The 22,754-nt window shown below is 60.3% G+C and carries 19 protein-coding genes and 2 tRNA genes; 18 read left to right on the forward strand and 3 right to left on the reverse strand.

Features of this window, described 5'->3' with window-relative positions:
- Positions 1-5: 5 nt before the first annotated feature.
- A complete protein-coding gene (gene queG, locus AC0Z8Z_RS15780) occupies positions 6-1,127 on the reverse strand; it encodes a tRNA epoxyqueuosine(34) reductase QueG (protein ID WP_485619722.1) in 1,122 nt (373 codons plus the stop codon).
- A 62-nt stretch (positions 1,128-1,189) separates the two neighbouring features.
- Between queG and AC0Z8Z_RS15785 the strand changes: the two genes are divergently transcribed.
- From AC0Z8Z_RS15785 to AC0Z8Z_RS15840, 12 genes are all read left to right on the forward strand, one after another.
- The gene (locus tag AC0Z8Z_RS15785) at positions 1,190-2,686 is read left to right on the forward strand and encodes an NAD(P)H-hydrate dehydratase (protein ID WP_485619723.1); all 1,497 of its coding nucleotides are present in this window, start codon (positions 1,190-1,192) and stop codon (positions 2,684-2,686) included.
- Entirely contained in the window at positions 2,674-3,144 is a 471-nt protein-coding gene (tsaE, locus tag AC0Z8Z_RS15790) for a tRNA (adenosine(37)-N6)-threonylcarbamoyltransferase complex ATPase subunit type 1 TsaE (RefSeq protein ID WP_485619724.1), read from the forward strand. Before AC0Z8Z_RS15785 ends, tsaE begins: the two co-directional genes overlap by 13 nt.
- 13 nt (positions 3,145-3,157) lie before the next feature.
- Entirely contained in the window at positions 3,158-4,600 is a 1,443-nt protein-coding gene (locus AC0Z8Z_RS15795; protein ID WP_205484910.1) for an N-acetylmuramoyl-L-alanine amidase, read from the forward strand.
- A 41-nt stretch (positions 4,601-4,641) separates the two neighbouring features.
- The gene (gene mutL, locus AC0Z8Z_RS15800; RefSeq protein ID WP_485619742.1) at positions 4,642-6,582 is read left to right on the forward strand and encodes a DNA mismatch repair endonuclease MutL; all 1,941 of its coding nucleotides are present in this window, start codon (positions 4,642-4,644) and stop codon (positions 6,580-6,582) included.
- Positions 6,582-7,553 carry a tRNA (adenosine(37)-N6)-dimethylallyltransferase MiaA gene (gene miaA, locus AC0Z8Z_RS15805; protein WP_485619725.1) on the forward strand — a complete coding sequence of 324 codons (972 nt, stop codon included), beginning with the start codon at positions 6,582-6,584 and terminating at the stop codon, positions 7,551-7,553. The genes mutL and miaA overlap by 1 nt, the downstream gene beginning before the upstream one ends.
- 104 nt (positions 7,554-7,657) lie before the next feature.
- Positions 7,658-7,918, forward strand: coding sequence for an RNA chaperone Hfq (gene hfq / locus AC0Z8Z_RS15810; protein ID WP_019691505.1), 261 nt, complete (start codon positions 7,658-7,660; stop codon positions 7,916-7,918).
- A 12-nt stretch (positions 7,919-7,930) separates the two neighbouring features.
- Complete coding sequence (gene hflX / locus AC0Z8Z_RS15815; protein ID WP_172610535.1) at positions 7,931-9,232, forward strand: ribosome rescue GTPase HflX; 1,302 nt, start codon at positions 7,931-7,933, stop codon at positions 9,230-9,232.
- A 96-nt stretch (positions 9,233-9,328) separates the two neighbouring features.
- A complete protein-coding gene (gene hflK, locus AC0Z8Z_RS15820; RefSeq protein WP_122533819.1) occupies positions 9,329-10,510 on the forward strand; it encodes an FtsH protease activity modulator HflK in 1,182 nt (393 codons plus the stop codon).
- The gene (gene hflC, locus AC0Z8Z_RS15825) at positions 10,510-11,379 is read left to right on the forward strand and encodes a protease modulator HflC (RefSeq protein WP_122533818.1); all 870 of its coding nucleotides are present in this window, start codon (positions 10,510-10,512) and stop codon (positions 11,377-11,379) included. The genes hflK and hflC overlap by 1 nt, the downstream gene beginning before the upstream one ends.
- A gap of 290 nt (positions 11,380-11,669) precedes the next feature.
- Positions 11,670-12,857 carry an ATP phosphoribosyltransferase regulatory subunit gene (locus tag AC0Z8Z_RS15830; protein WP_122533817.1) on the forward strand — a complete coding sequence of 396 codons (1,188 nt, stop codon included), beginning with the start codon at positions 11,670-11,672 and terminating at the stop codon, positions 12,855-12,857.
- Between the two features lie 54 nt (positions 12,858-12,911).
- Complete coding sequence (locus AC0Z8Z_RS15835) at positions 12,912-14,204, forward strand: adenylosuccinate synthase (RefSeq protein ID WP_485619726.1); 1,293 nt, start codon at positions 12,912-12,914, stop codon at positions 14,202-14,204.
- 150 nt (positions 14,205-14,354) lie between these two features.
- Positions 14,355-16,289, forward strand: a complete 1,935-nt coding sequence (locus tag AC0Z8Z_RS15840; protein ID WP_485619727.1) for a methyl-accepting chemotaxis protein — start codon at positions 14,355-14,357, stop codon at positions 16,287-16,289.
- A gap of 75 nt (positions 16,290-16,364) precedes the next feature.
- Here the strand turns inward: AC0Z8Z_RS15840 and AC0Z8Z_RS15845 are convergent.
- Positions 16,365-16,451 (reverse strand) — tRNA-Leu (locus AC0Z8Z_RS15845).
- A 194-nt stretch (positions 16,452-16,645) separates the two neighbouring features.
- A tRNA-Leu gene (locus tag AC0Z8Z_RS15850) sits at positions 16,646-16,732 on the reverse strand.
- 213 nt (positions 16,733-16,945) lie between these two features.
- Here AC0Z8Z_RS15850 and rnr point away from each other — a divergent pair.
- The 6 genes from rnr to rplI all read left to right on the forward strand — a co-directional run bounded on the left by rnr (position 16,946) and on the right by rplI (position 22,670).
- Entirely contained in the window at positions 16,946-19,564 is a 2,619-nt protein-coding gene (gene rnr, locus AC0Z8Z_RS15855) for a ribonuclease R (RefSeq protein ID WP_485619728.1), read from the forward strand.
- Positions 19,561-20,310, forward strand: a complete 750-nt coding sequence (rlmB, locus tag AC0Z8Z_RS15860; RefSeq protein WP_037015712.1) for a 23S rRNA (guanosine(2251)-2'-O)-methyltransferase RlmB — start codon at positions 19,561-19,563, stop codon at positions 20,308-20,310. Before rnr ends, rlmB begins: the two co-directional genes overlap by 4 nt.
- A 277-nt stretch (positions 20,311-20,587) precedes the next feature.
- Positions 20,588-21,010, forward strand: a complete 423-nt coding sequence (rpsF, locus tag AC0Z8Z_RS15865; RefSeq protein ID WP_037015709.1) for a 30S ribosomal protein S6 — start codon at positions 20,588-20,590, stop codon at positions 21,008-21,010.
- A gap of 28 nt (positions 21,011-21,038) precedes the next feature.
- Positions 21,039-21,269, forward strand: a complete 231-nt coding sequence (gene rpsR, locus AC0Z8Z_RS15870) for a 30S ribosomal protein S18 (RefSeq protein WP_037015707.1) — start codon at positions 21,039-21,041, stop codon at positions 21,267-21,269.
- Positions 21,270-21,307: 38 nt separating this feature from the next.
- Positions 21,308-22,204, forward strand: coding sequence for a YybS family protein (locus tag AC0Z8Z_RS15875; RefSeq protein ID WP_172610540.1), 897 nt, complete (start codon positions 21,308-21,310; stop codon positions 22,202-22,204).
- Positions 22,205-22,223: 19 nt separating this feature from the next.
- Complete coding sequence (gene rplI, locus AC0Z8Z_RS15880) at positions 22,224-22,670, forward strand: 50S ribosomal protein L9 (protein ID WP_122533812.1); 447 nt, start codon at positions 22,224-22,226, stop codon at positions 22,668-22,670.
- Positions 22,671-22,754: the final 84 nt, after the last annotated feature.

Below are 22,754 nucleotides of genomic sequence, written 5' to 3' on the forward strand. Positions count from 1 at the left end.
GCGCGCTATGACGGCAAACGCGCTGCGGACCTGGCTTCATGTTGCCGCAACGCCCATTCCACATGTTCACGCACCATCTCTGACGGGTGCTCCAGCCGTGCCTTCAGCGCTTCGATCACCGGAATGGTAGACGGCGCGTTGCCCAGTCCCACAGCCAGATTTCTCAACCAACGCTCATACCCGGCACGCCGCAACGGTGAGCCTTCGGTGTTACTGAGAAATGTCGTTTCATCCCACAAAAACAACGTGGTCAGTTCCGCGTTATCAAGGCCGTGGCGGGGTTTGAAGTCTGTTTGATCGGTCGGACGGGCGAAGCGGTTCCACGGACAGACGATCTGACAGTCATCACAGCCGAACACCCGATTGCCGATTAATGCACGCAAGTCTTCGGGGATCGACGTCTTCAGCTCGATGGTCAGGTAGGAAATGCACTTGCGCGCATCCAGCACGTAGGGCCCGACGAACGCATTGGTCGGGCATACGTCCAGGCACGCCGTGCAGCGCCCGCAATGCTCGGTGGCGTGTGGCGCGTCTACCGGCAGCGGCAGGTCGACGAACAGCTCGCTGAGGAAGAAATAACTGCCGGCCTTGCGGTTGAGTACCAGGGTGTTCTTGCCGATCCAGCCCAGCCCGGCCTGCTCGGCAATGGCTTTCTCCAACACCGGTGCGCTGTCGACGAACGCGCGAAACCCGAAGGGCCCGATCGCCTGCTGAATGCGCTCCGCCAGTTGCTGCACGCGCTTGCGAATCAACTTGTGGTAATCACGGCCAAGCGCGTATCGGGACACGTAGGCTTTCTCGGGCTGCCCCAGTAACTGAGCCATCTGCGTGTCGCCGGGCAGATAGTCCATGCGCAACGACACCACACGCAGCGTTCCTGGCACCAGCTCGTCCGGGTGCGAACGTTTGCTGCCATGCGCTGCCATATAGTCCATCTCACCGTGATACCCGGCGTCGAGCCAGCGCTCCAGGTGCTGCTCGTGCTCGGCCAGGTCCAGTCCCGAGATCCCGACTTGCTGAAAGCCGAGCTCGCGCCCCCATGCCTTGATCGATTGGGCAAGGTCTGTCAGCCCGGCTGCCGTTAAAGGCACTGAGGCTGTGGATGGATCTACAGTTATCGCGGACATGCAAAGAGGACACCGGGGCGCAGGTGCGTATAATTCTGCCAGACATCGGAGCCCAAAGACGCATGTTGCACAGCAAACCCTCATTTCCCGACGCACTGTACAGCGCTGCCCAAGTGCGCGACCTCGACGCGCGCCTCATTGCCGCCGGCACGCCCGGCTTCGAGCTGATGCAACGTGCCGCCCATGCGGCATGGCGGGCAATACGTCGCCGCTGGCCCGAGGGTAAACAACTGACGGTGATGGCCGGTCGCGGCAACAACGCCGGCGATGGCTATCTCATCGCTGCGCTGGCCCGGCGCGCCGGTTGGCAGGCTAACGTGCTGGCCGTGGGTGATAGCGGCGCGCTGGCCGGCGATGCCCGATCCGCCTATGAAGAAGCGGTTGCCGCCAACGTCGATATTCAGCCCTGGCAACAGCAGGCGCTGGTTGGCATCGTTGTCGACGCGCTACTGGGCACAGGGCTGACCGGTGACGTGCGCGCGCCTTACGCGGCGGCCATTGACGCCATCAACGACAGTGGATTGCCCGTCGTGGCCGTCGATCTACCTTCGGGACTGTGCGCAGATACGGGGCGAACCCTCGGCTGTGCAGTCCGCGCTGATCTGACCGTCACCTTCATCGGCCTCAAGATCGGGCTGTTCACCGGCGATGCGCCCGAGCGGGTGGGCGAGTTGGTGTTCGATGACTTGCAGGCGGACGCCGAGCTCATTCGGCAGACCCCCATCAGCGTCAAACGGCTGGACATCTTCAACCTGCCCACTCTGGCTCCTCGCTCACGCACGGCGCACAAGGGCATGTTCGGCCGCGTGCTGGTGGTGGGCGGCGATCGGGGCTTCGGCGGCGCTGCGTTGCTTGCCACCGAAAGCACGCTGCGCACCGGCGCCGGTATGGTCACGCTGGCCACGCGGCCGGAACATGTCAGCGCCGCGCTGACGCGATTCCCTGAAGTCATGAGCGCCGGCATCAGCTCGGCCAATCAGCTCCGCGCGTTGATCGAGCCCGCGTCGGTACTGGTCGTCGGTCCGGGCCTCGGCCAGCACAGTTGGGGGAAAAGCCTGTTGTCCGCGGCTGCCAACGCACCGTTGCCGCAGGTATGGGATGCCGACGCGTTGAATGAGCTGGCGACCGGCGCGGTGCAATTGCCCGAGGGCTGCGTGATCACCCCGCATCCTGGCGAGGCCGCGCGGCTGCTGGGCTCCGACACCAAGCACATTCAGGCCGATCGTCCGGCCGCAGCGCGGGCGCTGGCTACAAAATTCAATGCCGTGTGCGTTTTAAAAGGCAGCGGCAGCCTGATCGCCAACCCTGCCGGTGACCTCGCACTGGCCGATCACGGCCATCCGGCGATGGCAACCGGTGGGCTGGGCGATGTGCTGTCCGGTGTCATCGGCGCGCTGATGGCGCAAAAGATGAGTGCCTACGACGCCGCCTGTCTGGGTGTCTGGCTGCACGCCCTCGCCGGTGAGCAATGCGGCGCCAGCGGGCGAGGGCTCGCTGCCGCTGATCTGATTCCTGTTATTCGCCAGCTTCTGGAGGAACACCAACCGTGTCTGAGCTAACCCTGGAGCTCATGGGTGAAGAGGCCATGACCCACTTCGGCGCACGCATAGCCCAAGTAACTGAAAGCAATGGAATTATTTTTCTGGAGGGCGATTTGGGGGCAGGTAAGACCACGCTGTCCCGAGGGATCATTCGCGGCCTTGGGCATACCGGCGCGGTAAAAAGTCCGACGTTTACGCTGGTAGAACCTTACGAAATTGGGAGAAACCGCGCGTATCACTTTGATCTCTACCGACTTGTTGACCCAGAAGAGCTAGAATTCCTCGGCATCCGGGACTATTTCGAAGGCGATGCCCTTTGTCTCATCGAATGGCCCAATCTGGGTGCAGGCTTTTTGCCAAAGCCTGACCTGATCATTACCATAAGGCCGCTCGATGAAGGTCGAGCGTTGACGCTGAGCCCAAAAAGCTCGCGTGGCGAGATGTGGTGTGCAGCGTTGGCGCCTTCGTTTAAATAGACATTCAATAGATATGGGGTTTGGTATGCGCATGCGCGCGCTGGTTACTGTGATTGGACTGCTGCTGGCGACACTGGCTGTCGACGCGTTGGCCGCTTCACAGGTACGAAGTGTCCGCTTATGGCGTGCTCCGGATAACACTCGACTGGTTTTCGACCTGTCTGGCCCCGTTCAGCACAGTGTCTTCACGCTGCAGTCCCCTGATCGTCTGGTCATCGACATCAACGGCGCCACCCTGGGCGGCGCATTGAATGTTCCGACGGCCAACACGCCGATCACCAGCATGCGCTCGGCGCAACGCACGCCTGACGACCTGCGCGTGGTCATCGACCTGAAAAAGGCGGTGACGCCCAAGAGCTTCACCCTCGCGCCGAACCAGCAATACGGCAACCGCCTGGTGGTCGACCTGTACGACAACGCTGCCGATGCCAACCCGCCGCCGTCTGTTGCCGATACCCCGGCCACCGCCGCGCCTGCGACGCCCGCGGTGGTGCCGATCAGCCCGTCCAAGCCTGAGATCAAACTCACCCCTGTGCCAAACGGCAAGCGCGACATCGTCGTCGTTATTGATGCCGGTCACGGCGGTGAAGACCCGGGTGCGTCCGGCGGCCGTGGTGAGAAAGAAAAGAACGTGGTGCTCGCGATTGCCAAAGAGCTGCAGCGCCAGATCAACGGCGAGAAGGGCTATCGCGCTGAATTGACCCGTACCGGCGATTACTTCATTCCGCTGCGTAAGCGCACGGAAATCGCGCGCGCCAAGGGTGCTGACCTGTTCGTGTCCATCCATGCCGACGCCGCGCCTTCATCGGCGGCCTTCGGGGCTTCTGTGTTTGCCTTGTCCGAGCGCGGCGCAACCTCGGAGACTGCACGCTGGCTGGCGGACAGTGAAAACCGTTCCGACTTGATCGGTGGCGCCGGGGCCGTGAGCCTTGATGACAAAGACCGCATGCTCGCTGGCGTACTGCTTGATCTGTCGATGACTGCGTCGCTGACCTCAAGCCTGAACGTCGGCCAGAAGGTGCTGACCAACATCGGCCGCGTGACCTCGCTGCACAAGTCTCGCGTCGAGCAAGCGGGCTTTATGGTGCTGAAGTCGCCGGATATTCCGTCGATTCTGGTTGAGACCGGTTTTATCTCCAACGCGGCGGAAGCGAACAAGCTGGAAGGCGCAAGTCACCAGCAGGCGTTGGCGCGCTCCATCACCGCGGGCGTGAAGCAGTTCTTCCAGCAGAATCCCCCCCAAGGCACCTATATCGCCTGGTTGCGGGACAACGGCAAGCTGGCCATGGGTGCCCGCGAGCACACGGTCCGCCCCGGCGAATCGCTCAGCATGATCGCGGCGCGCTACGACATGACCATGCCGATGCTCCGTACAGCCAATCATCTAAGTTCCGACGAATTGAAAGTCGGCCAGCAATTGAGAATCCCCAGCGCAGAACTGGCAGGTGAGCCGTGACTGACCTGTTGCTCGGTGATCAGGAACTGGATGTCAGCGTAATCTCCGATTTACCTGCGGCAGAAGCCGCGCGTATCCAGCTGCTGAGCCCGCGGCTTGCCAACCAGATTGCGGCGGGCGAGGTCGTCGAACGGCCGGCGTCGGTGATCAAGGAGCTGCTCGAGAACAGCCTCGATTCCGGCGCGCGTCGCATCGATGTCGACGTCGAACAGGCCGGCATCAAGCTGCTACGTGTTCGCGACGACGGCGGCGGCATTTCTTCGGATGACCTGCCCCTGGCGCTGGCTCGACATGCCACCAGCAAGATCCGCGATCTGGAAGACCTTGAGCGAGTCATGAGCCTTGGCTTTCGGGGCGAGGCGCTGGCGTCGATCAGCTCGGTGGCCCGTTTGACCCTGACATCGCGCACCCGCGACGCTGATCAGGCGTGGCAGGTCGAGACCGAAGGCCGCGACATGGCTTCTCGTGTTCAGCCCGCTGCGCACCCGGTCGGCACCTCCGTGGAAGTCCGCGACCTGTTCTTCAACACCCCGGCGCGACGCAAGTTTCTCAAAGCCGAGAAAACCGAGTTCGATCATCTCCAGGAAGTGATCAAGCGCATGGCGCTGGCGCGTTTCGACGTGGCCTTTCATTTGCGCCACAACGGCAAGACCGTCCTGAGCCTGCATGAAGCCCGCGATGACGTCGCGCGCGCGCGTCGGGTTTCGGCTATCTGCGGCCCCGGGTTTCTGGAGCAGGCGCTGCCGATCGAGGTCGAGCGCAACGGGCTGAGGTTGTGGGGCTGGGTCGGTCTGCCGACGTTCTCCCGCAGTCAGGCCGATCTGCAGTATTTCTTCGTCAATGGCCGTGCAGTGCGCGACAAGCTGGTGGCCCACGCCGTGCGTCAGGCTTACCGCGACGTGCTGTTCAATGGCCGGCATCCGACCTTCGTGCTGTTTTTCGAAGTCGATCCGGCGGTTGTCGACGTTAACGTCCATCCGACCAAGCACGAAGTGCGGTTCCGCGACGGACGCATGGTCCACGATTTCCTCTACGGCACCCTGCATCGGGCCCTCGGTGATGTGCGACCTGAAGATCAGCTCGCTGGCACCACATTGGTCACCGCGCTGGTGCGCCCAACTGGCCCGGATGCCGGCGAGTTCGGGCCGCAGGGCGAGATGCGTCTGGCCAATAACGTGCTGGAAACGCCACAAGGTCAGGCCTGGAGTCCGCCCGCAGGATCTGCGCCCGGCTCTGGCAGTGGTGCGGGTTACCAATATCAATACACGCCGCGGCCGTCGTCGGTGCTTCCGGCTGAAGAAGCGCGTGCCGCTTACACCGAATTCTTTGCCCCGCTGCCCGGCGCGCAGTCTCCGTCGGGCGCAGGCATGGTTTCGTTGCCCGAATCTCAGGGCGACGTTCCGCCGCTGGGTTATGCCCTCGCTCAGCTCAAGGGCATTTATATCCTCGCGGAAAACGCCCACGGCCTGGTGCTGGTGGACATGCACGCGGCCCATGAGCGAATCATGTATGAGCGCTTGAAAATAGCCATGGCCAGCGAAGGCCTGAGCGGTCAGCCGCTGCTGGTGCCGGAGTCCATTGCGGTCAGCCAGCGCGAGGCCGACTGCGCAGAGGAACACATGGTGACCTTCCAGCAACTGGGCTTCGAATTGCAGCGCCTTGGGCCCGAAATTCTCGCGATCCGTCAGATCCCCGCGCTGCTCAAGCAGGCTGAGGCGAATCGACTGGTGCACGACGTGCTGGGCGATCTGATGGAGTACGGCACCAGCGATCGCGTTCAGGCGCACATGAATGAACTGCTCGGTACCATGGCGTGCCACGGCGCGATTCGCGCCAATCGCCGGCTCGCCATTCCGGAAATGAACGGCCTGCTGCGTGACATGGAAAACACTGAGCGCAGCGGTCAATGCAACCACGGACGTCCCACTTGGACCCAACTGGGTCTGGATGATCTGGACAAACTGTTCCTGCGCGGTCGCTGATGAGTGCGCTTCCTCCGGCCATCTTTCTGATGGGGCCCACCGCCGCCGGGAAAACCGATCTCGCCATCGAGCTGACCAAAATGCTGCCGTGTGAGCTGATCAGTGTGGATTCCGCGTTGGTTTATCGGGGCATGGACATCGGCACCGCCAAGCCATCAAAGGCGCTGCTGGACGCGTATCCGCACCGTCTCATCGATATCCTCGACCCGAGCCAGAGCTACTCTGCGGCCGATTTTCGAACGGATGCCCTGCAGGCCATGGCGGAAATCACCGCCCGGGGAAAAATTCCCCTGCTGGTGGGCGGCACGATGTTGTATTTCAAGGCTCTACTGGAAGGCCTGGCCGATATGCCTGCGGCCGATGCTGAGGTTCGGGCGCAAATTGAAGCACAGGCAGCCAGTCAGGGTTGGCAGGCATTGCATGATGAGCTGGCGAGCATCGATCCGGTGTCGGCAGCGAGAATTCACCCCAACGATCCTCAGCGGCTGGTTCGCGCGCTGGAAGTCTTTCGGGTGAGCGGAATGAGCATGACCGCGCACCGTGAACAACAAAGTGCGCAAAGTGCTCAAGCGAGCGCTTCGGGGCGTCATCAATTGCCCTATACTGTCGCAAATCTCGCGATCGCACCGACGGATCGCAAGGTGCTCCATGACCGAATTGCTGTGCGTTTCAGGCAAATGCTTGATGAAGGATTCGTTGAAGAAGTCGTAGCGCTACGTTCGAGGGGTGATCTGCACTCGAATTTACCGTCTATAAGAGCTGTAGGGTATCGCCAGGTCTGGGATCATCTGGACGGCAGGCTGACTCGGGATGAAATGCAGGAGCGCGGCATCATTGCCACGCGCCAGCTGGCCAAGAGGCAGTTCACCTGGTTGCGCAGCTGGCAGGATTTGCACTGGTTGGACAGCCTGGCTTGCGACAATCTGCCACGCGCCTTGAAATACCTGGGGTCGGTCTCCATATTGAGCTGAGTCCTTGCAATAGCCGTCTATCCTTGGGGGATAGCCTTCGGGGGGTAGCGGCCCAAGCCAATGTTTTCGAATTTATTCTATTGATCCTTAAAGGAGTGCGGCACATGTCAAAAGGGCATTCGCTACAAGACCCTTACCTGAACACTTTGCGTAAAGAAAAGGTTGGGGTTTCGATCTACCTGGTAAACGGTATCAAGCTGCAAGGCACTATCGAATCCTTTGACCAGTTTGTTATTTTGCTGAAGAACACTGTCAGCCAAATGGTCTACAAACACGCCATCTCGACTGTCGTTCCCGTCCGCCCGATTCGTCTGCCTAGCGCTACCGAATCCGAGCAGGCTGACGCCGAGCCAGGTAACGCCTGATAGGAGTCTGCTTTGTTCTTTGAGCGCCACAGTGGTGGTGAGCGGGCGATCCTCGTTCACTTGGATGGTCAGGACCCTGAGGCGCGCGAAGATCCGCAGGAGTTCAGGGAGCTGGCGCTGTCGGCTGGCGCCGACATTGTCTCGTTCGTCAACGTGCCAAGGCATCGGCCAACGGCCAAGTATCTGGTAGGCAGCGGCAAGGTCGAGGAATTACGCGACCTGGTCAAAACCGAAAAGTCAGATATCGTCATCTTCAATCATGTCCTTACACCCAGTCAGGAACGTAACCTCGAACGTGTTTTCGAGTGTCGCGTGCTTGACCGTACGGGCCTGATTCTCGACATCTTCGCCCAACGGGCACGCACCCATGAAGGCAAGCTGCAGGTCGAATTGGCCCAGCTTGAGCACATGAGTACGCGGCTGGTACGCGGCTGGACTCACCTTGAGCGTCAGGGCGGCGGTATTGGTCTGCGCGGTCCGGGTGAAACCCAGCTCGAAACGGACCGACGCCTATTGCGGGTACGCTTGCGTCAGATCAAGGGCCGGCTTGAAAAAGTCCGCAGTCAGCGTGACCAGGCCCGTCGTGGCCGCTCCCGCGCCGACATCCCTACGGTTTCGATCGTTGGCTACACCAACGCCGGCAAGTCAACGCTGTTCAATGCGGTGACCGACTCCGACGTCTATGCGGCCGATCAGCTCTTCGCGACCCTCGACCCGACCCTGCGCCGCCTTGAACTCAAAGACCTTGGGCCGATTGTGCTGGCTGACACGGTGGGTTTCATCCGCCATTTGCCGCACAAGCTGGTCGAGGCCTTTCGGGCTACGCTCGAAGAGTCGAGCAACTCCGATCTGCTCTTGCATGTGATCGACGCTCATGAGCCCGATCGCCTCGAGCAGATCGAGCAGGTCATGGTGGTGCTGGGCGAGATTGGGGCCCAGGACTTGCCGATGCTCGAGGTGTATAACAAACTCGATCTGCTCGAAGGGGTTGAGCCGCAGATTCAACGCGATGCCGATGGCAAGCCGCAGCGGGTCTGGGTCTCTGCCCGTGACGGGCGCGGTCTGGATTTGCTCAAGCAAGCCATCGCCGAAGTGTTGGGCAATGACCTCTTTGTGGGGACGCTGCGCCTCACGCAGGAGTTCGCCCGGTTGCGTGCCCAGTTTTTCAATCTGGGTGCGGTGCAGAGCGAAGAGCATGACGAAGAAGGCCAGAGTCTTCTGGCTGTACGGTTACCCCGAGTTGAATTCAATCGCCTGGTGAGTCGCGAAGGACTGCAGCCGCTGGAATTCATCGAGCAACACACTTTGCAATAAAAGCCTGACAAAGCGGTTGTACCGCTTCGACGGGCATTCTGTAGCATTGGTCGGCGCGCCGTGGGCGCGTCTTTGCTTTATCAGATGGAGAGCGCTATGGCTTGGAATGAGCCGGGTGGCAACTCGAATAATCAGGATCCTTGGGGTGGTAAGCGCAAGGGCGGCGACCGCAAGGGGCCACCGGATCTCGACGAGGCCTTCCGTAAGCTGCAGGAAAGCCTGAATGGGTTGTTCGGTGGTGGTAAAAAACGCAGTGGCGATGGTGGCGGCAGCGGCGGTGGATCGAGCAAGGGCGGTGGCCTCGGCCTGCTCGGCATCGGTCTGGTCGTACTGCTCGCCATCTGGCTGTACAACGCAATTTATGTGGTCGACGAGCAGGAGCAGGCCGTTGTGCTGCGCTTCGGCAAGTACTACGAAACCGTCGGGCCGGGTCTGAACATCTACTTCCCGCCGTTCGATCGCAAGTACCTCGAAAACGTGACCCGTGAACGTGCGTACAGCAAGCAGGGCCAGATGCTCACCGAAGACGAGAACATCGTCGAAGTGCCACTGACTGTGCAGTACAAGATCACCAATCTGCAGGATTTCGTGCTGAACGTTGATCAGCCCGAAGTCAGCCTCCAGCACGCAACCGAAAGTGCCTTGCGCCATGTGGTCGGTTCGACCGCCATGGATCAGGTGCTGACTGAAGGTCGTGAGTTGATGGCCAGCGAAATCAAGGAGCGGTTGCAGCGCTTCCTCGATACCTATCGCACCGGTATCACCGTTACTCAGGTCAACGTGCAGAGTGCTGCGGCGCCGCGCGAAGTCCAGGAAGCGTTCGATGACGTGATCCGCGCCCGTGAAGACGAGCAGCGCTCACGCAACCAGGCTGAAACCTATGCCAACGGTGTGATCCCGGAAGCACGCGGTCAGGCTCAGCGTATCGTCGAAGACGCCAACGGTTATCGTGACGAAGTGGTCTCTCGGGCCAAGGGTGAGGCGGATCGCTTTACCAAGCTGGTTGCCGAGTACCGCAAAGCACCGGAAGTCACGCGTGAGCGTCTGTATCTGGACACCATGCAGGAAGTCTTCAGCAACACCAGCAAGGTGCTCGTGACTGGCGAGAAAGGTCAGAACAACCTTCTTTACTTGCCGTTGGACAAAATGATCGATAGCAGCCGTAACGGTTCCAGCTCGTCTGCCACTGGCGGCGCTGCCGCTGCACCGGCAGATCCGGGCTCGCGGGCAGCGGACATGCAACAACAACGCGACACGCGCACTAGGGAGACTCGCTGATGAGCAATAAATCTCTGGTTGCCCTGATTGTCTGCGTCGTGTTGGCCGTGGTCGCATGGAACAGCTTTTACATCGTCGCTCAGACCGAGCGCGCGGTGCTGCTGCAATTCGGTCGCGTGGTTCAAGCGGATGTTTCGCCGGGCCTGCACGTGAAGATTCCTTACGTGAATCAGGTGCGCAAGTTCGATGGTCGGTTGATGACCCTGGATGCGCCGACTCAGCGTTTCCTGACGCTGGAAAAGAAAGCCGTGATGGTTGATGCCTATGCCAAGTGGCGCGTGAAGGACGCTGAGCGTTTCTACACCGCGACATCAGGCCTGAAGCAGATCGCCGATGAGCGTCTCTCCCGTCGTCTCGAGTCCGGTCTGCGTGACCAGTTCGGTAAGCGCACGCTGCACGAGGTGGTTTCGGGTGAGCGTGACGCGTTGATGGCTGACATCACTGCGTCGCTGAACACCATGGCTGGCAAGGAGCTGGGCATCGAAGTTGTCGATGTTCGGGTCAAGGCCATCGACCTGCCGAAGGAAGTGAACCGCAGCGTGTTCGAGCGCATGAGCACCGAACGTGAGCGTGAAGCCCGTGAGCACCGCGCCAAGGGTAACGAGTTGGCGGAGGGCATCCGTGCCGACGCCGATCGTCAGCGTCGCGTTCTGTTGGCTGAAGCCTATCGCGAGTCTGAAGAGGCGCGCGGTGACGGGGATGCTCAAGCGTCTGCGATCTACTCCAAGGCCTACGGTCAGGATCAGGAGTTCTACGCGTTCTACCGTAGCCTGCGCGCCTACCGTGAAAGCTTCGCAAACAAAAGCGACGTGATGGTGCTGGACCCAGGCAGCGAGTTCTTCCGCTACCTGCAAAAATCCAAGCCGTAATCGCATCGGCACCTGATCACTCCGCCGGGCGGCAAAACAGCCCGTCGGGGTGATCGCGCGACAAAACGTGTGTATGATGCGGCAGCCGGGAAATTCCCGGCTTTTTTGCGTCTGCACGATTGATTGGCCGTGGCGTGTTCCGTGCGCGGCAGTTTTTTCGAGGACGGTGTTCACGATGGTGCGGCGCATCGGGCAGGGGGCATTCCCTTGCACTGCGTCCGCAGAATGCTGTCTGCTTCACTCAAGGCTTGCCCAAGGGCCGGCCGCCCGGATCATAGGGGAAAGGCGTAATGGCAACGGTTGACCGCTGGCTGCTGCCGGATGGCATCGAAGAAGTACTGCCGCCGGAAGCTGCGCGCATTGAAGTCGCGCGTCGTCAGGTGCTGGATCTGTTTCAGAGCTGGGGCTACGAGTTTGTCGTGACCCCGCACATCGAATACCTCGAATCACTGCTCACCGGTGCGGGCCAGGATCTGGATCTGCGCACCTTTAAAGTGGTCGACCCGCAATCGGGGCGGCAGATGGGTTTCCGTGCGGACATCACGCCGCAGGTCGCCCGCATCGACGCCCACACCCTGCGTCGCGAAGGCCCAAGCCGTCTCTGCTACGCTGGCAGCGTGCTGCATGCCCAGCCGCGTGCGCTTTCGTCCTCGCGCAGCCCGATCCAGCTGGGCGCCGAGCTGTACGGCGACGCAAGCCCAAGCAGCGACGTCGAAGTCATCAGCCTCATGCTGGCAATGCTGCAACTGGCTGATGTGCCGGACGTCCATATGGACCTTGGCCACGTCGGGATTTACCGCGGTCTTGCCCGCGCTGCCGGGTTGTCCGGTGAAGTCGAGCAACAGCTGTTTGATGCACTGCAGCGCAAAGCCATCGACGAGGTCATAGCCTTGACCGAAGGTCTGCCGGCCGATCTGGCCAGCATGCTGCGCGCGCTGGTGGATCTGTGTGGCGACCGTACCGTGTTGGCGCAGGCGCGCGACCGCCTGGCGAATGCGCCGGCGCCGGTCATCGAAGCGCTGGACGATCTGCTGGAAATCGCCGAACGTCTGTCGGCCCGGTTTCCTGAGCTACCGTTGTATTTTGACCTCGGTGAATTGCGCGGCTACCACTACCACACGGGTGTGGTGTTTGCGGTTTTCGTTCCGGGTGTTGGTCAGTCGATTGCCCAGGGCGGTCGGTACGATGACATTGGTGCCGACTTCGGTCGCGCGCGCCCGGCGACGGGGTTTTCCACCGATTTGAAAACCCTGGTGACACGCGGTCAGGCGCAGATCGAGCTACCGTCTGGCGGTATCTGGATGCCGGACAGCACTGATGCAGCGCTGTGGCAAAAGGTCTGTCAGCTGCGCGCAGAAGGTCAGCGTGTTGTTCAGGCCTTGCCAGGCCAACCGGTTTCAGCGGCGCAAGACGCTGACTGCGATCGGCAATTGATTCAGCAGGGCGAGCGTTGGCAGGTAATGCCGCTGGCCTCTTGAGTTTCCCCGCCGGCCGCTGCCGGCACCAAGTTTGCGCGAATGAGGACAAGTGTTATGGGTAAGAATGTCGTAGTCCTGGGCACCCAATGGGGTGATGAGGGCAAAGGCAAGATCGTTGATCTGCTGACCGAACATGCAACCGCGGTAGTGCGCTATCAAGGTGGCCACAACGCTGGCCACACACTGGTGATCGACGGCGAAAAAACCGTCCTGCACCTGATTCCGTCCGGTGTCCTGCGCGAAGGCGTGCAGTGCCTGATTGGCAACGGTGTGGTCGTCGCGCCTGATGCACTGATGCGCGAAATCACCAAGCTGGAAGAGAAGGGCATTCCGGTGCGCGAGCGTCTGCGCATCAGCCCGTCCTGCCCACTGATCCTGTCCTATCACGTGGCCCTTGATCAGGCCCGCGAAAAAGCCCGTGGCGAGCACAAGATCGGCACGACCGGTCGCGGCATCGGCCCGGCTTACGAAGACAAGGTTGCGCGTCGTGGCCTGCGCATTGGTGATCTGCTCCACCGCGAGCGCTTCGCCGCCAAGCTGGGCGAACTGCTGGATTACCACAACTTCGTCCTGGTCAATTACTACAAAGAGCCAGCGATCGACTTCCAGAAGACACTCGACGAGTGCATGGAATACGCCGAGCTGCTCAAGCCGATGATGCTCGACGTGACCGCCACGCTGCACGAAATGCGTCGCGCCGGCAAAGACATCATGTTCGAAGGTGCCCAGGGTTCGCTGCTGGACATCGACCACGGTACCTACCCGTACGTCACCAGTTCGAACACTACTGCGGGCGGCATCGCCACGGGTTCGGGCATGGGTCCGATGTACCTGGATTACATCCTCGGCATCACCAAGGCCTACACCACTCGCGTAGGTTCGGGTCCGTTTCCGACTGAGCTGTTCGACGACGTCGGCGCGTTCCTGGCCAAGCGTGGTCACGAGTTCGGTGCAACTACCGGGCGTGCGCGTCGCTGTGGCTGGTTCGACGCCGTTATCCTGCGTCGCGCCATCGACGTCAACAGCATCTCGGGCATCTGCCTGACCAAGCTGGACGTGCTTGACGGTCTCGAGACCATCAACATCTGTGTGGGCTACAAGAACGAGAACGGTGCAGTGATCGACGCCCCGACCGACGCCGACAGCTACATCGGCCTGGAGCCGGTGTACGAAGAAGTGCCGGGCTGGTCCGAGTCGACCCTGGGTGCCAAGACCCTGGAAGAGCTGCCTGCCAACGCTCGGGCTTACATCAAGCGCCTTGAAGAACTGGTCGGCGCACCGATCGACATTATTTCGACGGGCCCTGACCGCAACGAGACGATCGTTCTGCGTCATCCGTTCGATTGATAAGTCGTTGAAACACAAACAAAGGGTCGCCTCGGCGGCCCTTTGTTTTGCCCCCTGAAAGCTGCCGAGCACTGCGGCACGACCCTTGCTGTGATTCCACGTATAAAACGATGCCATCATTTTAATGGCGTGTGTTGTGGGGGAATTCCTGTGTCGGCTGTTACTTCTCTTCTACGCAGTCGCTTGCTGCGACCCGTATTCATTGCTCTTGGTATCGCCCTTCTGGTGCAGGTGCTGGTTGCCGTCGCCCTCACTCGGAGCACCGTCACTGCGCTTGAGGCTGAGCTGGCGGCGCGGCTGAGTGTAGATTCGCAACACTTGACAGGCGAGCTGGAGCAGGCGAGCCGCGACGTAACGTCCAGCCTGGACAGTCTTTCGCAAAATACACGTCAGCGCCTGAGCGCCGGCCTGTCGACGCGTCTGAAAGATGAGCAGAAGCAACTGCGTGCGACGCTGGAGAAGGACCTTCAGGATTCAGCGACCGACATGGCCGAGCTGCTGGCTGCGGTCGCGCCACGGGCGATGTGGGATGGCGATACGCCGACGCTGTCGGAGTTCGCGCGCCGTGCGCAACGCAATCCGAATGTGCTGTTCGTGGTCTACGACGACGCTCAAGGCGAGCACTTGACGCGTTATCTGAATCGCGAGAACGAATCCATCAAAGCTCTGCTGGCGAAAGGCGAGGGTGAGCGCGCCATGGACAAGGTCCTGAATGCGGCGCAGAAAGACCCATCGGTGTATTACGTAGAAGCATCGATCAGCCCCAATGGCGTCGAGATCGGCAAAGTCCGCATGGGTGTGTCGACCACCTCTGTGGAAGAGAATCTGGCAGCGCTGGACAAGCGCTTTATTGCGTTGATCGGCAGCGGTGATCAGCTGGTTTCGGAAAGCCTGGGCGGCGCTGCGGCCGAGAGTTCTGCCGCGTTGCGCTCGCGTCTGCAGACGGCTCAATCGTCGGCCACTGCGATGGCGACCAATACCAGCTCCGCTGTCCAGGAGGCCGCGACCACGCTGCGCTGGAGAATCGGTGTCGGGCTGTCTCTGGTGGGGCTCGGTGTGCTGGTGGTGTTGGCCATCGTGCTGGGGCGCCGCGTCGTGTTGCGCTTGCAGCTGCTCAATCGTGCGCTGGATGATCTGGCAGCAGGCGAAGGCGATTTGACCAAGCGCGTCAAACTCAACAGCAACGATGAGATAGGCGACATGGCCGCGGCCGTAAACCGCTTCGTCGACAAGTTGCAGCCGATCGTTCGAGAGGCGGGGGATGTGGCGCAGCAGACTGGCGTCGAGATTGGCGCCATGAGCAAGCGCAACGCGGGCGCCGGCGCTGCGGCCGAATTGCAGCGCGATGAGGTGGCTGCCAGCCTTCAAGCGCTGGCACAGATGGCAGACGAGGCCCAGGCCGAGAGCCAGGCGATGCAGGCAGCATTGCGGCAGGTCGTGGACATTCGCCAGGCAACGGATGAAAACACGCGCACCTCCAATCAGGTGGGCAGTTTGATCGAGGCACTGGCCGGGCAGGTGGAGACGGGTGCCCAGGTCATCGAGCGGCTGGCGCAGCAAAGCCAGCAGATCGAAGTGGTGCTGGAAGTGATCCATGGCATCGCCGAGCAAACCAACCTGCTTGCCCTCAACGCTGCCATTGAAGCAGCGCGCGCCGGCGAAACCGGTCGGGGTTTCGCGGTTGTCGCCGATGAGGTGCGGGCGTTGGCGAGCAAGACGCAAAGTTCAACGGGGGACATCCAGGAACACATCGCCAAGCTGCAGTCCGGGGCGCGCGAAGCCGTGGCGACGATTGGTCTCGCAGGGCGTCAGGCCAAAGAAGGGCTTGCGGTGCTGAAAGACAGCGCGCGACTGCAGCAGTCTGTGCAGGTGTCTGTCGAGCAGGTTCATGCGGCGATTGGTCTGGCCACTCGGGCCGCAGAACATCAGGCTCAGGGCGCGCAAGCGGTGCGGGGGCGTGTAGAAGTCATTCACGCTCAAGCCGAGAAGGCTGCCCAGGCCGTGGTCGAGACGACCGCCAGCGGCAAGACGCTGGACAGGCTCGCCGCCCAGCTCAAGGCCAGTCTGGGGCAGTTCCGCGCCTAGTCACCTGCACGGATGGGGGTTATTGCAGCCCCCAAGAAAACAAAAAACCGAGCACTTGGCTCGGTTTTGTTTGTTTGGTGCCCAGAAGAAGACTCGAACTTCCACGACCTTGCGGTCACCAGCACCTGAAGCTGGCGTGTCTACCAATTTCACCATCTGGGCATGGCGCTGATTTAATTAGATTTTTCGCGAGAGTGCAACTGAATTTTTGAATTTGTTGGAGGCACGGCGGGGGATGCACTTGCAGCGAGGGGCAGGGCGCAAGACGTGATCTACGCTAACGGATATTTTTACTACGCTTGACTTTTCAAACCGCAAAATGCACAAAACCGAGCCTAAGCTCGGTTTCGTTGAATTGGTGCCCAGAAGAAGACTCGAACTTCCACGACCTTGCGGTCACCAGCACCTGAAGCTGGCGTGTCTACCAATTTCACCATCTGGGCAGTTCGTTGATTTCATTCGATATTTCGTTTGATTTCAACTACAACTTGGCAGTGCCGTCGTTGTGGGGCGCATCTTACGGAGGAGATTGAGGGCTGTAAAGCCCCCGTGCGAAAATAATTTGAAATAGCGAAAAGCCCCAGCAAATGCTGTCTTCGCGTTTCAATCTGGTATATGCCAAACTAATTACATACAGATAAGGTGAATTCATTCTAATGGCCGATTGGCAGTCCCTCGATCCCGAGGCCGCTCGTGAAGCGGAAAAATACGAAAACCCCATCCCTAGCCGTGAGCTGATTCTGGCGCACCTCTCCGAGCGCGGTTCGCCTGCTGCCCGGGAGCAGTTGGTGGAAGAGTTTGGCCTGACGACTGAAGATCAGATCGAAGCCTTGCGGCGTCGGCTCCGTGCCATGGAGCGCGATGCCCAATTGATTTACACCCGCCGTGGCACGTACGCACCGGTCGACAAGCTGGACCTCATCCTGGGTCGCATCAGCGGTCACCGTGACGGCTTCGGTTTCCTGGTCCCGGATGATGGCTCCGACGACCTGTTCATGAGCCCTGCGCAGATGCGTCTGGTGTTCGACGGTGACCGCGCACTGGCGCGCGTCTCGGGTCTGGACCGTCGCGGTCGACGCGAAGGCGTGATTGTCGAAGTCATTTCCCGCGCGCACGAAACCGTAGTGGGTCGCTATTTCGAAGAAAGCGGCATCGGTTTCGTTCAGCCGGACAACCCAAAAATCCAGCAAGAAGTGCTGATCACCCCTGGCCGTAACAACGGCGCCAAGGTCGGTCAGTTCGTCGAGGTGAAAATCACCCACTGGCCGACTCCGCGTTTCCAGCCGCAGGGCGACGTGGTTGAGGTGGTGGGCAATTACATGGCGCCCGGCATGGAGATCGATGTCGCGCTGCGTACCTACGACATCCCTCACGTCTGGCCCGAGGCGGTGCTCAAGGAGGCCGCGAAGCTGAAGCCGGAAGTAGAGGAGAAGGACAAGGAAAACCGCGTCGATCTGCGTCACCTTCCATTCGTCACCATCGACGGTGAAGACGCCCGCGACTTCGACGACGCCGTTTTTTGCGAAGCCAAGCCCGGCAAGCTGCGCCTGTTCTCCGGCGGCTGGAAGCTCTATGTGGCGATCGCCGACGTATCAAGCTACGTGAAGCTCGGCTCGGCGCTCGACGCTGAGTCTCAGGTGCGCGGCAACTCCGTGTATTTCCCTGAGCGCGTGATCCCGATGCTTCCTGAGCAGCTGTCCAACGGGCTGTGCTCGCTGAATCCGCTGGTTGATCGTCTGGCAATGGTTTGCGAGATGACTATCTCCAAAGCCGGCGAGATGACCGACTACGTTTTCTACGAAGCCGTGATCCACTCCCATGCACGCCTGACCTACAACAAGGTCAGCTCGATGCTGGAGCATCCCAAAGCCGCCGAAGCCAAGCAGCTGCGCGAGCAGTATGGCGACGTCGTGCCGCACCTGAAGCAGCTTTATGCGCTGTACAAAGTGCTGTTGGGCGCTCGGCATGTCCGCGGTGCCATCGATTTTGAAACTCAGGAAACCCGGATCATTTTCGGCACTGAGCGCAAAATCGCCGAGATCCGTCCGACCACTCGAAACGATGCGCACAAGCTGATTGAAGAATGCATGCTCGCTGCGAACGTGGCGACTGCTGCGTTTCTCAAGAAGCATGAGATCCCTGCCCTGTATCGCGTGCACGACGGTCCGCCGCCTGAGCGCCTGGAAAAGCTGCGTGCCTTCCTCGGCGAGTTGGGTCTTTCCCTGCACAAGGGCAAAGACGGCCCGACGCCGAAGGACTATCAGGCGCTGCTCGAAACCATCAAGGACCGTCCGGATTACCACCTTATCCAGACCGTTATGCTGCGTTCGTTGAGCCAGGCGGTGTACAGCTCGGATAACCATGGCCACTTTGGTTTGAATTACGAGGCGTACACCCACTTTACCTCGCCGATTCGTCGCTACCCGGACTTGCTGACTCACCGCGCGATCCGCAGTGTGATCCGCTCCAAGCAGGAAACGCCGCACGTTCGCCGTGCCGGTGCTCCGGTCATTCCGAAGGCCCGTATTTACCCGTACGACGAAGCGATGCTCGAGCAACTGGGCGAACAGTGCTCGATGAGCGAGCGCCGTGCCGATGAGGCAACCCGCGACGTGACGAACTGGCTGAAATGCGAGTTCATGAAAGACCGCGTTGGCGAGTCGTTCCCGGGCGTGATCACGGCTGTCACCGGCTTTGGTCTGTTCGTCGAGCTGACCGATATCTACGTCGAAGGCCTGGTGCACGTCACCGCATTGCCGGGTGACTACTACCACTTCGATCCGGTCCATCATCGCCTGGCCGGCGAGCGTACAGGCCGTAGTTTCCGCCTGGGCGACACCGTTGAAGTGCGCGTCATGCGTGTTGATCTGGACGAGCGCAAGATCGATTTCGAAATGTCCGAGAAAACCACCAGCGCGCCGATCGGCCGGAAGCGTCGGACGTCCGAGCCTGCCGCGGCAGAGAAGGTCAAGGATTCCAAGGAATCGTCGTCTGCCTCCAAGTCCGGTCGCCGCACTGCGAAAGAGCCTGTTGCCGAGGCCTATCGGCCAAGTGATGCGGCTGCCAAGAATGCAGAAGTGCGCAAAAGCCGTGAAATGAAAAAAGCCCTGCTGACTGAAGCCAAGGGTGGTAGCAAGGCATCGTCGGGAAAGTCGACGAGTGATTCTGCTGGGGCTTCCGGTAAAACCAGCAAGCATCGCAAAGGCTCGTCCAAGTCGGGTTCGGCCTCTGCTTCAGGCGGTGGCAGCGTGCGCAAACCTAAGGCCAAGTCATGAGTCAGCTGGAAAAAATCTACGGCGTTCATGCTGTGGAGGCGCTGTTGCGTCATCACCCCAAGCGGGTCAAGCAGATCTGGCTGGCTGAAGGCCGCAGCGACCCGCGGGTTCAAGTGCTCATCGAACTCGCTGCGCAAAACCGCGTGTCGGTGGGGCAAGCCGAGCGCCGCGAAATGGATGCCTGGGTAGAAGGTGTACACCAGGGCGTGGTAGCGGATGTCAGCCCGAGCCAGGTCTGGGGCGAGGCGATGCTCGACGAGCTGCTCGACCGCACTGAAGGTCCGCCACTGATCCTGGTTCTGGATGGCGTCACCGACCCCCATAACCTCGGCGCATGTCTACGGACGGCCGATGCAGCCGGTGCTCTGGCGGTGATCGTGCCCAAGGACAAGTCTGCGACGTTGACGCCGACCGTTCGGAAAGTGGCATGCGGTGCAGCGGAGGTCATTCCTCTCGTCGCCGTGACCAACCTGGCTCGCACGCTGGAAAAACTCCAGCAACGTGGGCTGTGGGTCGTCGGCACTGCGGGCGAGGCCGAGCAGGAGTTGTATCAGCAGGATCTGACGGGCCCGACCATCCTGATCATGGGCGCCGAAGGCAAAGGCATGCGCCGCCTGACCCGCGAGCATTGCGACTACCTGGTGCGCCTGCCAATGGCTGGCAGCGTCAGCAGCCTCAACGTTTCGGTCGCGACAGGCGTCTGCCTGTTTGAAGCCCTGCGTCAGCGCGCCGCTGCCAAGAAGTAGTCAGTCAAAAGCGGCAAGCTCCAAGCTTCAAGCTGCAAGCCGGTCACGCTCAGGCTTGTAGCTTGTAGCTTGTAGCTTGTAGCTTGTAGCTTGTAGCTTGTAGCCATTGTTCAAATATTCACCAATCTCCTTGCGCCCCTCCGACCCCTTCTCTACAATTGCGCCCCTTGCTGTCATGGCAGGCGCTCATGTGCCTGTCCCTGTGCAAGATAAACCAGTGTTATTCACTCCTTGTCTGACCGCTTTGGCGGCAGGCTACAACCCGTAAGGAGCATTCATGCGTCATTACGAAATCATCTTTCTGGTTCACCCGGACCAGAGCGAGCAAGTCGGCGGCATGGTAGAGCGTTACACCAAGCTGATCGAAGAAGACGGCGGCAAGATCCACCGTCTGGAAGATTGGGGCCGTCGTCAACTGGCCTATGCAATCAACAATGTTCACAAGGCTCACTACGTGATGCTGAACGTTGAGTGCACTGGCAAGGCTCTGGCCGAGCTGGAAGACAACTTCCGTTACAACGATGCCGTGATCCGTAACCTTGTCATCCGTCGCGACGAAGCTGTTACTGGCCAGTCCGAAATGCTCAAGGCTGAAGAAAACCGCAGTGAGCGCCGTGAGCGTCGCGACCGTCCTGAGCACTCCGACGCCGAAGGCGTTGATGGTGATGACAGCGACAACAGCGATAACGCTGACGAGTAATCCACGGACCTTTTGAGGAGCCCATTACATGGCACGTTTCTTCCGTCGTCGTAAATTCTGCCGCTTCACAGCTGAAAATGTGAAGGAGATCGATTACAAAGATCTCAACACCCTGAAAGCCTACGTATCTGAAACCGGCAAGATCGTTCCTAGCCGCATTACTGGTACCAAAGCTCGTTATCAGCGTCAGCTGGCTACCGCTATCAAGCGCGCCCGCTTCCTGGCCCTGTTGGCCTACACCGACAGCCACGGCCGCTGAGACCAGGTAGTCGACAAACGCAGTAAGGGATAGATCGCATGCGCGCCATGGCTGAATTCATCATGCGCGGCCGCATGCAGGCCACTCTCGTAGTGGTTGGATGTGCGGCATTGCCGCTGTTGTTCTGGTTGAGTGCTGCTGCAGGTTGCCTTGTGCTCCTGCGACGCGGGATCAGTGACGCGTTAGGCGTCCTTGCCTGGGCTCTGCTGCCGGCTTTGGTCTGGTGGTATTTCGGTGAACCTCGCACCCTGATGGTGTTGCTGGGTTCCTGGGGGCTGGCCGCCGTGTTGCGTGCCAGCGAGTCTTGGGTCCGCGTGCTGCTGGTCAGCGTGGCGGTTGGATTGTTGTATGCAGTGGTTCTGGGCGCGGTGTTTCGCGAGCCCATCGAAGCCATGGCGGGGGAGCTGCAAAAGCTCCTGCCCCACGTCTTCGGTGATGTCTACCAGCAGATGTCGGTAGAAGAGCGAGCGCGTTTGGGGGCACTGATTACGCCAGTCCTCAATGGCCTGATTGCAGCGTTGTTGCAGATCGTCAGCGTGGTATGCCTGCTCCTTGGGCGGTACTGGCAGGCGTTGTTGTATAACCCGGGCGGTTTCGGACGCGAATTTCGCAGCCTGAAACTCCCGCGGGCACCGATGCTGGTGCTGCTGGTGTGCATGTTGGTGGGGCCGAATTTCGGTCCTCAACTGGCGATGCTGACACCGTTGTGCAGCGTGCCGCTCATGTTCGCGGGGCTGGCCCTGATTCACGGTCTGGTGGCTGCAAAGCGCCTGACACGGTTCTGGCTGGTAGGGTTGTACGTCACGCTATTGCTGTTCATGCAGCTGATCTATCCGTTGCTGGTGGTGTTTGCCATTGTCGACAGCCTGATTGATTTTCGCGGCCGTCTGGCGTCGAAAGACGCCGATAACGGTTCTGCGAACGGTGAAGGTTAAAGTTAAGAGGTTTTACCAAATGGAACTCATCCTGCTGGAAAAAGTCGCCAACCTGGGCAACCTGGGCGATAAAGTAAACGTTAAGGCTGGCTACGGTCGTAACTTCCTGCTGCCTTTCGGCAAAGCAACCGCTGCAACCGCTGCCAACGTGGCCGCGTTTGAAGAGCGTCGTGCAGAGCTGGAAAAAGCTGCCGCCGAGAAGAAAGCTTCTGCTGAAACTCGTGCTGCTCAACTGGCAGAGCTGGAAGTGACTATCACTGCCACCGCTGGTGACGAAGGCAAGCTGTTCGGTTCGATCGGTACTCACGACATCGCTGACGCACTGACCGCCTCTGGCGTTGAAGTGGCCAAGTCTGAAGTTCGTCTGCCGAACGGCACCATCCGTAACGTTGGCGAATACGACGTAGCCGTGCACCTGCACAGCGACGTTGAAGCTACCGTTCGCGTTGTTGTTGTAGCTGCTTAAGCAGTATGGTTTCTGCGCTTCGGTGCGGAAGTCTGATTGGCTGATGACTCGCTCCTCGGTCGGTTAGCATTGGGCACGTTCCTG

The organism is Pseudomonas sp. 1L-C-7-B-C1 (assembly GCF_057291635.1).

Bases quoted from the DNA above. Each gene is read 5' to 3' on its own strand.
- AC0Z8Z_RS15785 (WP_485619723.1), top strand. From the start codon at position 1,190: ATGTTGCACAGCAAACCCTCATTTCCCGACGCACTGTACAGCGCTGCC.
- hflC (WP_122533818.1), top strand. From the start codon at position 10,510: ATGAGCAATAAATCTCTGGTTGCCCTGATTGTCTGCGTCGTGTTGGCC.
- rpsF (WP_037015709.1), top strand. From the start codon at position 20,588: ATGCGTCATTACGAAATCATCTTTCTGGTTCACCCGGACCAGAGCGAG.
- queG (WP_485619722.1), bottom strand. From the start codon at position 1,127: ATGTCCGCGATAACTGTAGATCCATCCACAGCCTCAGTGCCTTTAACG.
- rlmB (WP_037015712.1), top strand. From the start codon at position 19,561: ATGAGTCAGCTGGAAAAAATCTACGGCGTTCATGCTGTGGAGGCGCTG.
- hfq (WP_019691505.1), top strand. From the start codon at position 7,658: ATGTCAAAAGGGCATTCGCTACAAGACCCTTACCTGAACACTTTGCGT.
- miaA (WP_485619725.1), top strand. From the start codon at position 6,582: ATGAGTGCGCTTCCTCCGGCCATCTTTCTGATGGGGCCCACCGCCGCC.
- AC0Z8Z_RS15795 (WP_205484910.1), top strand. From the start codon at position 3,158: ATGGGGTTTGGTATGCGCATGCGCGCGCTGGTTACTGTGATTGGACTG.
- rnr (WP_485619728.1), top strand. From the start codon at position 16,946: ATGGCCGATTGGCAGTCCCTCGATCCCGAGGCCGCTCGTGAAGCGGAA.
- rpsR (WP_037015707.1), top strand. From the start codon at position 21,039: ATGGCACGTTTCTTCCGTCGTCGTAAATTCTGCCGCTTCACAGCTGAA.
- rplI (WP_122533812.1), top strand. From the start codon at position 22,224: ATGGAACTCATCCTGCTGGAAAAAGTCGCCAACCTGGGCAACCTGGGC.
- AC0Z8Z_RS15875 (WP_172610540.1), top strand. From the start codon at position 21,308: ATGCGCGCCATGGCTGAATTCATCATGCGCGGCCGCATGCAGGCCACT.
- AC0Z8Z_RS15835 (WP_485619726.1), top strand. From the start codon at position 12,912: ATGGGTAAGAATGTCGTAGTCCTGGGCACCCAATGGGGTGATGAGGGC.
- AC0Z8Z_RS15830 (WP_122533817.1), top strand. From the start codon at position 11,670: ATGGCAACGGTTGACCGCTGGCTGCTGCCGGATGGCATCGAAGAAGTA.
- hflK (WP_122533819.1), top strand. From the start codon at position 9,329: ATGGCTTGGAATGAGCCGGGTGGCAACTCGAATAATCAGGATCCTTGG.